Below are 12,514 nucleotides of genomic sequence, written 5' to 3' on the forward strand. Positions count from 1 at the left end.
ATCAAGGGGCCGGTTTGGCCCCTTTTTTGTGCTTATTATTTGGCGGAACAGCGCTGATAACAGCCCGGTTCGCGTGGGCAATGGTTACCACGAGAGCAAATCAGCTGGGCTGGTTTATCTAAACTGCGGGCAACCCAGTTAATATTCAAAATATTCGACACAGTCGTTAAAGTAGACCTGATAGCTTTAGGTACTACAGCAGAGCCACCCTGAGTACGACATAACTGTTTTAACTCCTGCGCCATAGTGTCTACATCCATGCCCTGAGCTTCAATAGCCGGATTTAAGTCGATACCGGCACAAAGCACATGGGCATTGCCCGCTAAATCCGACACTTTGGTCGACTCACAACAATAAATCCGTGGCTGTCCCTGCACATCCAAAATAGACAACTGAGCAGAATGTGCCGATTCAGCCGCTTCAAACATACGAAACACAGCCCAGTGCTGACATGGATCTTCCACCTGCCGCATATTGCCCCAGGGCAAAGGAATACCATTGCCACGGTATACGGCCTTCAACTTACCCGGTGTATAGGCATCAAAATAATGCCAATGACTGTAAGGCGACACAGCCGTCATACGGCGCATAGCGACAGAGGCCGACACACCAGCTAAATGGTGTGAACTGATTTCATAGCCTTGTTTATCCAGCAACTGGCGAAACGGCATTTTAGGGCACAACAAAGCACCAGCAAAAAAGCTCGATTCAAAATCACGCCAGGCATGCAAAATATCCTGAGGCGCCACAGCACTGTCGTCCGTCGGCACAGATTCAAAAGCACCACCTACCATCATGCCGCTTTTTACGCCATCTTTGTTATGCAGCACCGCATGGCCAATATGCACCGCCAGCTCGTACTTCAGCCGGGTGGGCCACTGCTGCAGCAACTTATTTAAATGCAAAGTGGCAGGAGGTAAAAAATACGACGTCGGTACGTTTTTCGACAACACGCCCAGCTCGTCCAGTACTTCTTTGGGCGTTTGCTCAAACCAGCAAAGCTTCAAACCAAGCTGCTGTAAGATTTGCATTAAATCTTCCACCGACAAGGGCATACGCTTCAGACCCACTTCTTCAGCAGCCCTTTCCAGCTCGGGGAAGTGGTTTTGATGATGCTCCTGATGCGCCCGGATCAGCAACTGGGCAAACTGACGGCCACTGATGCCGGTTTGTGACAACATCTCTGGGATCGCAATTTGCAGAATATCGTTGGAAAACAAAAAGCCCGGCTCCAGCGCCATACCAGATACGCCGCCCCTGCTGCCTTTTTGTGGTGTGATATCCAGTTGCTGCTCTTCGCCATCCAGAAACCATTCGACTTCTTTTTGAAAAACTTCAGCAATGACCTGCAGCATATCCAGGCTGGGTACCCGCTTTCCGCGTTCAATCATTGATAAATAAGACACTGACGGCGCGTACTCAGAATTCACTCTGATGCAACGGGTCGACAAGTCTTCCATTGTTAAGTTATTGCGCTTTCTCAGGTTTCTGATCTTAGTACCAAGGAAATGCGACTTTCTGAGTAAACTTTTATTTGCTGTCATTTTGTAAAATTCACACTGTGAAGTTTTTATTGTGAAATTATTCAGAAAACTAACATAGACTAAATATCAAGCAACATCAATGCTGCTTTATTGGCCCTACAGCCTTAAGAACTTATTACAAGCAACAAACAACAGGACAAAAATCATGAACATGACAGCCACCCAAAACTCACACCAGGACCATGATATCCGGGAAGAGATCAGCTACATCGCCGGGCTGAACCAGAGTTATGTCCGTCAGATCATGGATTACTCCAAAGCCTTCCTTGATAAAGTTTTTCCACTGGACTGCGGCTCACACAAAGATGTTTGCAGTTATGTGGTGTATTACCAGCATGTATTGGCGTTTTTTGCCGACGGCAGCAACAGTGGTTTAAGAACTCCGGCGCAGTTTGTCGCTTTTGGCGGCCATCCGGAGCAGCCACAAGCGCTGTTATTAAAAGATGGCGAACGCCATGTCGAATTATTGTTTTGCCACAAAGGAGCGCATGGTGCTTTGGACAAAGCAGGTATTGAAGACATTCAATTGCAACTGACAGGTGAGCAGGCAGGCTGGTTCAGCATGATCCGTGGCAATGCTCAAGCCCAACCTTGTATGGCCAGCACACAAAATAGTCCATGCTTTCGTGCAAAAGATGGTGGCGATTACCGCTTAAATTAGATATAACTAACGCAGTTGATTTTTTATACCCAAAGTAATAGAAATTACGGGTATGCATAATTTGCCAAAGCTAATAAAAGTTAGCGGCAAAAAGAATAAAAACAACAGGGGACGATAGACGTTCGACGGGGAGAAAAGGCCAGCAAATTGCTGGCCTTTTTTATGTCCATGGAAGGACGGTATGTCGTAACTGTCGGGGTGATAGCGGTCTTTCGAAATGCCAACAGTTTGGCATTTCGCCGTTATCACGCCTTCGCCTCTGGCGCAGGCCGGAAGCCTGTTACGACGATGTCCATGGAAGGACGGATCTCAATCAGAACTGATAAGTCATACTTAAAGTCACTGAACGCGGTAGAATATAACGGCCGTTTGGTGAAGTTGGGTTACGTGGATCACCTTCAGTTAAACCTTGTTTATCTGTCAGGTTGTCTACCGACAACTGAGTTTTTAACTGTTCTGTTAACTCCAGCTGTACACCCAGATCCACTTTAGTGTAACCAGACAAAGTGACAGTATTTTCATTGTCAGCGTAACGATCAGAGACTGCAGATACAGTGCCGTACACAGAAGCGAAGGTATCTTCAAAGGCTTCAAAACCATAACTTGGGGTTAACCGCACTTGCCATTTAGGCTGACGCTGCGCTCTGTTGCCTTCGTTGGTTGGGCTTTCAGTGATTTCAGTTTTTTGCAAAGTCGAATTCAGATTCAGCGAAAAACCTACACTGGTGAAGTAGTTAAAGTCCAGCTCTACCCCATAAGCTCTGTTGGTCATCACTTCAGCCGGATCGCCAGGACGACGGACAAAAGTGTCGCCTTCCACCTGGTTATAGAATGACGTGGCGTAGAAGCTGTAATTTTGTTCAGCCCATTTATAACCCAACTCAAACTGAGTCACTTCTTTAATCAGCTTCTCACCGCTGGTAAAAGCCGTGTAGTTATCGCGGAAATCGTCAAAAAATGGCATTTTATTGCCTTTGTTCACACGGGCAAATACACCCATATTTTTTTGCCACATCCAGTTCACACCGGCAGTCCAGGCAATTTTACTTTCGTCATAACTGACAGCTTTGCTGACCTGACCAGTTAAGCCTTCATCTACTGTGTAATCAATAGTGTGGTTTTCATTCCGCAGGCCCAGATCCACTGTCCATTGCTCGTTTAATGCAACTTCCACTGCTGCGTATAAAGCCCGGGTTGTGCCATCGCCAGCGGCATCTATGTCGTAGTTCCAGCTGCAACTGTCGTCATTATCGTTACAGTTGATGCCCGTCAAAGCTTCACCACCAGATTCCACTACATGCCAGGCCTGATTACCAATAGACCACCAGTCATTGACAGAAAACGCAGTGCTATACACACCTACAGTGTATTTAGCGCTGTCAGCAGTTTTAGTCACAGCTAAATCATTGGTGAAAGAATCCAGCTCTTTTTCCACCACCCAACGGCCAATTTGCTGCACCATGGTATTGGCATCATACAAAGTACCAGTGGCAGCACCTGTGGCATTTAAACCGTTATCCGCCACTGTGCCTAAAGTGACTGCGCCTGCTTCCGGCACTAAACCTAAGGTATTGGCATCGCCCTGGGTATAGTTAAAGCGATACAGCAGTTTCCAGTCGTTTTCTAGATCCAGATCTACGCTGCCGCCCGACACAGAACCTTTCCAGCCACGGCCATCACCAAAATCAACACTGCGGCTTTCGCCATTAGGGCCATATTCGATAGTGGCTTGTCTGTTGTTCGGACCAATCTGGGTATAGGTATTGTCCACGCCTGCGACATTTAAAGGCGTTGGCAGATACCATACCCCATGATCATCAGTCTGGCGGGTATAGAAGTTGATACGGCCGTTGTCTAAATCTTTAGTGATATTCAGCGTAAACTGATGGCCTTGTTCCGAGTTAAAACCCGCATCCCGAATGCCTTGTGAGCTGCTGACATAACCGCCCATCATAAAATACAAATCCTCAGCCAATTCGCCGCTGATTAAGGCATCTACCCGTTGCAGACCATAATCTGAGGTGGATACTTTGACTAAACCTTCAGTTTCTTCCGAACCTTCTTTTAAAATAAAGTTGGTGGTTAAACCCGGCTGACCATTAGAAATAACAGGTGTTGAACCACCACGCAGCGCTTCCATAAAGTCGACGGTTTCATCCAGACGGAACATCGAGGAGTTTTCTAAAAAGGACAAAGTTGGAGGTGGAAAAATTGGCACCCCTTGCATTTGTACTGTTAAAAATGGCGCATCACCACCACCAGGAAAACCACGGACAAAAACGTTAGCCCCTGCCACACCACCTGAACTTTCAGACCAGACACCCGGTACCAGAGTAAATAACTCGGCCGTGCTTTTTGGATTCAGTCGTTCAATATTTTCTGCCGACACGTTCGTGATGGCATAACTGGCATCTACACGTAAACCGGCAATACCACTGGCTTTACCTGTAATAACTATTTGTTCAATCTGACTTTCTTCTGCTGGTTTTTTTGCCGCTGCAACTTTTTGAGTGTCTTCGCTTTGCTGCTGAGCCTGCACCATAGTAACTGGCAGTAAGGTAACGAGCATGGCTGACGCCAGCTTAGTGAGCTGTAAATTCATCTGATCTCTCCCCGTTGTCTTGGATTACGCAGCTATGACGCTAGTGTATTTATTGCTGCTTAAATAAACATAATCCATACTGCAATCGATTGCAATAACGAAACAACAACTTTTGCAATCGTTTGCAAAAAGATTATGTGTTAGGGTTTTACCAGGTCACAGAAGGGGCTCGATTTGAAATGGTCCTTTTGTCATAATCAGTCAAGTCGGCAGAGGTTACTGCGGTTGAATATGGAAAATCAGTTGTGAATTCAGGTAAAAAAATGATGACGCTGGCCGACATTGCAGCACTGGCTGAAGTGTCTGAATCTACAGCTTCCAGAGCATTGCGCGACAATCCTGTGGTGAACAAAGAAACCCGCTTAAAAGTGCAGCAAATTGCTCAGCAGTATCAGTTTAATGTAAACCCTACAGCCCGCAGTTTACGTACACAAAAAAGCTACACCATAGCCGTGATCATTTTATTTGACGCCAAAAGCCAACAAGCTATTTCCGACCCATTTTTGCTGGAAATTTTAGGTGTAATAGCAGATGAGTTAACCCACAAAGGTTATGACATGCTGCTGAGCACCAGCAAAACTAAAGACAAAGACTGGAAAACTTATTACATAGATGCCAAAAGAGCCGATGGTTTAATCATCATAGGTCAGGGCGAACACGACCAGCGTATTGAACAACTGTCACACAGCCGGGTTCCTTTTGTGGTCTGGGGCGCAAGTTCTGGTCATGACAATTTTACTGTAGTCGGCAGTCAAAACCGCAGCGGTGCTGAAGCTGCGGTCAGCCATTTAGTCGCCCAGGGCTGCAAACATATCGCTTTCCTCGGAGATTATCGCCACAACGAAATTGAACAACGTTATCTGGGTTATCAGGATGCGTTGCAAAAAGCCGGTCTTGCTTTAAATGCAGATTACGAACTGATCACCGACTTTACCGCTCAGGATGGCTATTTAAAAACCCAACAGCAGTTATTCCCGCTGTTGCCAGAGCTGGATGGTATTTTTGCCGCCAGCGACGCCATTGCTTTAGGGGCGATGAAAGCCCTGCAAGAGCATGGCGTACAAGTGCCACAACAGCTGGCTGTTGCAGGTTTTGACGATATTGCAATGTCGGCCTATTGCTCACCAGCCTTGACCACAGTCAAACAAGACACCATCAATGGTGGCAAATTACTGGTGTATAAGTTATTGCAGCAAATGGACGGCGAACAGGCAGAATCTGAACTGCTACCCGTGCGCCTCCTTACCCGTCAAAGCTCGGCCAGAAGCTGATTTAAACCAGTTCACATCGTCAGCAGTCTGGTCAGCAAAGGCTGATTTATAGCTGAAACAGCAGGGATCACTAAGTCGGCCTGAGCCAAAGCTCTGGCTTCGCCTATGCCCAAAGCGTACATACCAGCAGCTTTAATAGCCGTTACACCTGCAGGTGCATCCTCCACCCCAATACAACGCTCTGGCGCAATGCCTAAAGCTTTGGCGCAGGTTAAAAAGATCTCCGGATCGGGTTTGCCGTTTTGAATAAAATTCGAGTCGGCCACATAATCAAATAAATCCGGAATACCCAGTTTTTGCAGTACCAAAGCAGCATTCTTACTGGCCGAAGCCAAAGCTGTTTTAATACCAGCCGCTTTTAAACTGCTAAAAAGTGGCAATACTCCGGGAAATAAATCAGCAGGCGACATGCTTTCCACCAGCTTTAAATAGTCGGTATTTTTTTGCGCCGCCAGCTTCAGCTTTTCATCCTGACTAAGCTGCACCTTGCCCAGCTTCAGAATAAGCTCCAGCGATCCCATACGATCCACGCCCTTCAGCAGCTCGTTGTCTTCACGGCTAAAGTCGATGCCGAGTTGGGTTGCCAGTTGTTGCCAGGCTAAAAAGTGATATTCAGCGGTATCCGTCAGCACACCATCTAAATCAAAAACAAAGGCCTGGATCATGATAAAACTCCCGACAATACAAACTGCTGGCTTTGGCCTGCGGTTAAACTAAAAGACTCAGCCTGATGCTGCAAAGTCAAATCGACACCGCTTAGCAACTGATAACTCGCCTGGGTTTGACTGACCTGCACTTGCAACACCCGGCCCCGGTAATTAAGTTTAAATTTCAATTCTGGCCAGGCTGCTGGTAGCTTAGGTTCAAAATACAAGCCTTCAGGGCGGCTGCGCATACCGGCAAAACCACAAACCACAGACAACCAGCTGCCAGCCATACAGGCAATATGCACACCGTATTCGGTATTGTGATGGTAGTTATCCAAATCCATCCGCGCTGTATTGGCAAAAAACTGATAAGCCTTTTCCGTTTGACCAGTTTCAGCAAAAGCTACTGAATGAATACAGCTGCTTAAGCTGGAATCATGAGTGGTTAACGGCTCGTAATAGGCCAGATTGCGCGCTTTTAAATCACGAGGGAATTGCTGGTCGAGTAAATACATCGCCAGCACTAAGTCGGCTTGTTTTAACACCTGATGACGGTAAATCACCAGCGGGTGGAAATGCAGCAACAGCGGGTATTTGTCTGCTGGTGTGGCGGCAAAGTCCCATGGTTTTTTGTTTAAAAAGCTATCGTCCTGCGCACTGATTTGCAGCTTATTGTCATAAGGCAAATACATCAGTTCTGCTGCTTGTTGCCACTGCTGTATTTCTGCTGGCGTTACAGCCAATCTTTGGCAAAAACTCTGATAAAAATCCGGGTTTTGTGCAGCAAGTGTTGCCAGCACCTCCGCCGTAAAACTTAGATGCAGTTGCGCCATGGCGTTGGTGTAGAAGTTGTTATTCACCAAAGCCGTGTATTCATCAGGCCCGGTCACTAGGTGAATTTCAAAGCGGCCACTTTGCCGGCTGAAAAAGCCCAGTTGCAGCCATAAACGCACAGTTTCTACCAGCATTTCAGCACCGGCTTGTTGCATAAAAGCCCAGTCGTCTGTCGCTAATACATAACTTCGAATGGCATAAGCTATGGCGGCGTTAATATGATACTGAGCTGTGCCTGCCGGGAAATAAGCTGAACATTCCTCACCGCTGATGGTGCGCCATGGATACAAAGCACCTTTGTCATGCGACATTTGCCGGGCTCTGGTTTTGGCTTGGTCCAGCTGACTAAAACGCTGCAATAACAACTGACGGGCAGTGTCTGGCTGACAAAAACTTAAAGTGGGGATCACATAAATTTCGGTATCCCAGAAATAATGACCATCGTAACCAGGCCCGGTCAGTCCTTTAGCGCCTATATTGCTGACGCCATTACGGCCAGCCGATTGCACCAGACTAAATAAGTTAAAACGTAAACCTTGCTGGAGCGCCGGGTCGTCACTGATTTGAATATCCGACTGCAACCAAAAATCCGCCAGATACTGCTGTTGCTCAGCTGCAAGTACGGCAAAACCATCTGTTGCTGCTTGCTGTAAAACATTTTTCGCTGCTGGCAAAGGGGTTTCAGCCTGTTTAGAGGCCACCTGATAACTGATGTATTTGCAGAAGGTAACAGCTTGATCTTGCTGTAACGTCAGTTCAAAGCGTTGCGCCAACAGATTGGCTTCCACCTGCTGATCGATAAAAAGCACATCATCCGCAAACTGATGCTGAATAGCAGATAGCAGCTGAAAATCAGCGCCATGCACCTGATGCAGCAAATAACTGCAATCGGCTTTGTTTTTAATGCCCTGCTGCGCCATCGGCTTCAGGCTGGTTTCCAGCGCCATATCCCCCACTCGTGGATCGTCTGGCTTAAATACCGATTTGTACTGACCATTCAGGCAGGAATTTAATAACACAGCACCAGAGAAATTAAGCGCTGTGATGGTCCATTCAATCGCCATCAGTTCAGGGCGGTCAAAGCTAACTAAACGCCGGCTTTGCAGTTTCAGCTGCTTGCCAGAAGCGCTGGTAAATAACTGCTCGCGACTTAAGATACCAGTACGTAAATCTAAGCAACGCTCGCCAGGTTGCTCTGCCGACACCGCCAGCCATTCACCGTCCAGCGACAATTGCAGGCTTTTGCCATCAGGCACCTGCAGCATTTTGTCGTTGTTTTTGGCAAAACCATAAGCCGACTCGCCATAGACTATAGGTTCAGAGCTGTAGACACCGTTTAAGTAACTGCCTTCACAGCTGGCACCCGCGCTGCAGCCTTCTTCATAGGTGCCACGGCTGCCAATAAAACCATTAGCCAGGCTGAATAAGGTTTCTTTTAACATCAACTGTTGTGGGTCAAACTGCTGATCGAGAAGCTGCCACTCATCAATTTCAAGGGCATGCTTTAGCATTTGGCTGGTTACTGCGGATAGAGTCACTGTGGTTACCTACACTTGATTTAAATTGGCTGTTATTTCTAATAATACAAGTATTGCAATCGATTGCAATAGCTGTATTATGATTTTCAGACAGGGTAAAAAATCAGCAATAAAAGCTGAAATAAAAACTAAAAAGAGCACATCTATGCATAACATCCGCATCAAAGCAGCCTTGCTGCTGATCTATTTTATTTTCGCTATGCTGCTGAACAGCGTGGGCATAGTGATACTGCAGGTGATCCAGAATTTTCAGGTCAGTAAAGAAGCCGCCAGCGTACTGGAAGGTTTTAAAGACCTGCCCATTGCCATAGTGTCATTTTTGGTGGCTTCGGCTTTGCCTAAACTGGGTTACAAAAAAGCACTGCAACTTTCCTTGGTGCTGATAGCCGGCGCTTCGGTGCTGATGCCGCTATTCCCTGCTTTTGACACCAGTAAGTTATTGTTTTTCTGTGTAGGTGTGGCTTTTGCGCTGACCAAAGTCTCGGTGTATGCCACTTTAGGTTTAATCACCAAAAGCAAAGCCGAACACGCTTCAGTGCTGAACTTTATCGAAGGCTTTTTTATGCTGGGTGTACTGACGGCCTATTGGTTTTTCGCCGCCTTTATGACAGAAGGTTCAGGCCACGGCTGGCTGGATGTGTACTGGTATCTGGCCGGATTAAGCCTGCTGGCGTTGTTGTTAGTCAGCTCTACCGAATTCCCGGCTGTAGAGCTGGACCCACACAGCACAGGTTTAAAAGACTTTATTGCCATGCTGAAACTAACAGCCAAACCTCTGGTGTTTGTGTTTGTCATTTCAGCCTTTTTATATGTGTTGATTGAACAAGGTATTGGCAGTTGGTTGCCTACTTTTAATAACGAAGTGCTGCATTTACCCAGTCAGTTGAGTGTGCAAATCACCAGTATTTTTGCCGCTTCTTTGGCTGCCGGGCGCTTATCTGCAGGTTTTATCTTACGTTTTATTCCCTGGCACATCCTCTGCAACATCTGCTTGCTGGCGATGGCAGCTTTAGTGTTGTTAACCTTGCCTTTAACCCACGAAATCCAGCCTGATCCGGACGTCACTATCTGGACTGCGCCTTTGGCTGCTTACCTGCTGCCTTTAATTGGCTTTTTTATGGCACCTATTTACCCCATGTTAAATTCGGCTATTTTAACCAGCCTGCCGCAGCAACAACATGCCGCTATGACAGGGCTTATAGTAGTGTTTTCCGCTTTAGGTGGTACTACGGGTTCTATAGTCACAGGTCATAGCTTTGCCGCTTTAGGTGGCCAAACCGCCTTTTACCTGACGTTGCTGCCTTTAGCTTTATTGATCTTAAGCAGCAATGGCTTTCATAAGCTAAAACCTGCGGCATAAAAAGCCGCAGTTCAGGCTGCTTCGCTATTGCAGTTGAAGGTGGTACTTGTTCTACTTACAGCAACTTATTTCCCAAGGAACTGTTATGTCGGATCAGGTTCACCCCTTGTCAGCACACCCAGCCTGGTACTTTGAACTTAAACAACATGCCAGCGAACACAAACTGGCCGCTGTGGGTTTAGCTTTAAGTTTATTCGCCGTATTGGTGCTGCTGGCTCAGAGCATAGTGCACTTGTCCAACTCCCCTTCATCCGACAACTTACAAATGGCTTTACTGGGCGGCACAGCAGGTTTTGTTGCCACCACTTTAGGTGCTTTACCCGCTTTGTTTTTGCGTAGTTTGCCGCAAGCAATGGAAGACAGTTTATTAGGTATAGCAGCAGGCATGATGTTAGCGGCCAGTGCTTTTTCCTTGTTATTACCAGGTCTTGAAGCAGGCACAGAGCTATTCCAAAGCGACACCTTAGGCGCTTTAGTGGTGGTTTTTGGCATGTCGTTAGGCGTATTGCTGATGCTGGGCCTTGACGCTTTTACGCCACACGAACACGACAAAACCGGCCCTTGTGGCCCGGGTTTTCAAGCTTGCGACCGCATCTGGTTATTTGTCTTCGCTATAGCCCTGCACAACTTGCCCGAAGGTATGGCAGTAGGTGTTAGTTTTGCCAATGGTGATCTATCGGTGGGTATTCCACTGACCACCGCCATAGCGCTGCAAGATATTCCCGAAGGCTTAGCTGTGGCTTTATCCTTGCGCGCCGCAGGTTTTAAACCGGGTTTTGCCGTTTTTGTTGCAGCAGCAAGCGGTATTTTAGAACCTATTGGGGCTTTAATAGGCGTAGGTTTATCCAGCGGTTTTGCCATCGCTTACCCCATAGGTTTGGGTTTAGCTGCAGGCGCTATGATTTTTGTCGTGTCACACGAAGTGATCCCCGAAACCCATCGCAACGGCCATCAAACCGCAGCCACTTTGGGCTTAATGGTCGGCTTTGCAGTGATGATGGTGTTAGACACTACCTTAGGTTGATTGGTTAAATTTTATGCCGTTAAACCAGACTATGGAATTTAGGCCAAATGCTGGCTGGACAATAACCACAAAGCCCCATAAAATGGCCGCCGTTGTGCACCCGTAGCTCAGCTGGATAGAGCGTCGCCCTCCGGAAGCAGGGGTAGAGAGGAAAACATAGGACGTGAGCAACGGTCAAAAATCTAGTAAACCACCCTTAGCTCAGATGGATAGAGCGCTGCCCTCCGGAGGCAGAGGCCGCAGGTTCGACTCCTGCAGGGTGGGCCATTTTCGTATAAATATCAAACACTTAAAAACAATCTTAAACTACTTTTCACTACATAGCCCTCTTAAATTAGCCAAGACATACACTGCCTATTCAGCACGCTTTGAACCCTACCCTATTTCGAGTAAATAACCAGAAATTCTCATTGTGCCGTAATTGTGTCAAGTTTGTGCCAAAGCAAGAAATCTGATGATTTTTGAGCCTCCCCGAAATGAGTATTGCCCTAGCCAACGATTATTTAGCCAACAAAATTTACTGCTGTAAGTTGCTTTTAGGCTGCTTGACATACTACTTCGGCCTGCCTATAACTCCGCAGTTCAAAGAATCCCGTTAGGCCGAAGAGCGAGAAGAAAAATGCTATCACCCGCCATAACAAATGCCCAGACCATTAAGCAAGTTGTTGAAATAGTGAACGCTGCAAATCGAGGCGAGACTATCGAATATTTTGGAGGAGTAGAATTCAGAGATGGTGACCAATTAGCAGGGCATTATGCCTACGACGCAGCCACGAACGCTGGCGATGGTTTTGAAGAGGCTGACCTTGAAGCTCATCTTGAGTGCCTTAGCGATGCTGGAGCGGTATTTAGTTTTGGCAAAGCACTGGCCGAGGCAATCTGGTTAAAACAGTGAACTCCACAAGGATTAAAATACGATTTTCAGTCAAGGGAAGTAAAACTAGTGCTCTTTCCACTTAATTCTGACTGATTAAATTGCCATACGCCCGGTTCAATTTTCGCCGGGCTCCATCCACATCAAACATCCAGTTGA

At 46.9% G+C, this 12,514-nt stretch carries 9 protein-coding genes and 1 tRNA gene; 6 read left to right on the plus strand and 4 right to left on the minus strand.

Features of this window, described 5'->3' with window-relative positions; all coding sequences use genetic code 11:
• Nucleotides 1-35 precede the first annotated feature (35 nt).
• A complete protein-coding gene (locus tag J2W69_RS17985) occupies nt 36-1,544 on the minus strand; it encodes a DUF3612 domain-containing protein (RefSeq protein WP_310281063.1) in 1,509 nt (502 codons plus the stop codon).
• Between the two features lie 145 nt (nt 1,545-1,689).
• Here J2W69_RS17985 and J2W69_RS17990 point away from each other — a divergent pair, with 145 nt between their 5' ends.
• Nucleotides 1,690-2,205 carry an aldolase/citrate lyase/malate synthase family protein gene (locus J2W69_RS17990; RefSeq protein ID WP_310281066.1) on the plus strand — a complete coding sequence of 172 codons (516 nt, stop codon included), beginning with the start codon at nt 1,690-1,692 and terminating at the stop codon, nt 2,203-2,205.
• A gap of 313 nt (nt 2,206-2,518) precedes the next feature.
• On the opposite strand, the gene J2W69_RS17995 is transcribed toward J2W69_RS17990, so the two are convergent.
• Nucleotides 2,519-4,807, minus strand: coding sequence for a TonB-dependent receptor (locus J2W69_RS17995; RefSeq protein WP_310281068.1), 2,289 nt, complete (start codon nt 4,805-4,807; stop codon nt 2,519-2,521).
• Between the two features lie 245 nt (nt 4,808-5,052).
• Here J2W69_RS17995 and J2W69_RS18000 point away from each other — a divergent pair, with 245 nt between their 5' ends.
• Nucleotides 5,053-6,078, plus strand: a complete 1,026-nt coding sequence (locus J2W69_RS18000) for a LacI family DNA-binding transcriptional regulator (protein WP_310281070.1) — start codon at nt 5,053-5,055, stop codon at nt 6,076-6,078.
• Nucleotides 6,079-6,089: 11 nt separating this feature from the next.
• Here the strand turns inward: J2W69_RS18000 and pgmB are convergent, their stop codons facing one another.
• Together pgmB and J2W69_RS18010 are read right to left on the minus strand one after the other, a co-directional pair.
• Nucleotides 6,090-6,743 (minus strand): beta-phosphoglucomutase, encoded by a 654-nt coding sequence (gene pgmB / locus J2W69_RS18005; protein WP_310281072.1) that lies wholly within the window; start codon nt 6,741-6,743, stop codon nt 6,090-6,092.
• The gene (locus J2W69_RS18010) at nt 6,740-9,097 is read right to left on the minus strand and encodes a glycoside hydrolase family 65 protein (protein WP_310281074.1); all 2,358 of its coding nucleotides are present in this window, start codon (nt 9,095-9,097) and stop codon (nt 6,740-6,742) included. Before J2W69_RS18010 ends, pgmB begins: the two co-directional genes overlap by 4 nt.
• 145 nt (nt 9,098-9,242) lie before the next feature.
• Here J2W69_RS18010 and J2W69_RS18015 point away from each other — a divergent pair, with 145 nt between their 5' ends.
• The 4 genes from J2W69_RS18015 to J2W69_RS18030 all read left to right on the plus strand — a co-directional run bounded on the left by J2W69_RS18015 (nt 9,243) and on the right by J2W69_RS18030 (nt 12,376).
• A complete protein-coding gene (locus tag J2W69_RS18015; protein WP_310281076.1) occupies nt 9,243-10,457 on the plus strand; it encodes an MFS transporter in 1,215 nt (404 codons plus the stop codon).
• A gap of 85 nt (nt 10,458-10,542) precedes the next feature.
• The gene (locus tag J2W69_RS18020) at nt 10,543-11,481 is read left to right on the plus strand and encodes a ZIP family metal transporter (protein WP_310281078.1); all 939 of its coding nucleotides are present in this window, start codon (nt 10,543-10,545) and stop codon (nt 11,479-11,481) included.
• A 190-nt stretch (nt 11,482-11,671) separates the two neighbouring features.
• Nucleotides 11,672-11,748, plus strand: a tRNA-Arg gene (locus J2W69_RS18025).
• A 352-nt stretch (nt 11,749-12,100) separates the two neighbouring features.
• Entirely contained in the window at nt 12,101-12,376 is a 276-nt protein-coding gene (locus J2W69_RS18030; RefSeq protein WP_310281080.1) for a hypothetical protein, read from the plus strand.
• Nucleotides 12,377-12,514: the final 138 nt, after the last annotated feature.

The sequence above is a fragment of the Rheinheimera soli genome (assembly GCF_031457405.1).
GTDB classification, from domain to species: Bacteria; Pseudomonadota; Gammaproteobacteria; order Enterobacterales; family Alteromonadaceae; genus Pararheinheimera; species Pararheinheimera soli_A.

Excerpts from the sequence above, each read along its gene's own strand:
- J2W69_RS17985 (WP_310281063.1), bottom strand. The coding sequence starts at position 1,544 with ATGACAGCAAATAAAAGTTTACTCAGAAAGTCGCATTTCCTTGGTACT.
- J2W69_RS17990 (WP_310281066.1), top strand. The coding sequence starts at position 1,690 with ATGAACATGACAGCCACCCAAAACTCACACCAGGACCATGATATCCGG.
- J2W69_RS17995 (WP_310281068.1), bottom strand. The coding sequence starts at position 4,807 with ATGAATTTACAGCTCACTAAGCTGGCGTCAGCCATGCTCGTTACCTTA.
- pgmB (WP_310281072.1), bottom strand. The coding sequence starts at position 6,743 with ATGATCCAGGCCTTTGTTTTTGATTTAGATGGTGTGCTGACGGATACC.
- J2W69_RS18015 (WP_310281076.1), top strand. The coding sequence starts at position 9,243 with ATGCATAACATCCGCATCAAAGCAGCCTTGCTGCTGATCTATTTTATT.
- J2W69_RS18020 (WP_310281078.1), top strand. The coding sequence starts at position 10,543 with ATGTCGGATCAGGTTCACCCCTTGTCAGCACACCCAGCCTGGTACTTT.
- J2W69_RS18030 (WP_310281080.1), top strand. The coding sequence starts at position 12,101 with ATGCTATCACCCGCCATAACAAATGCCCAGACCATTAAGCAAGTTGTT.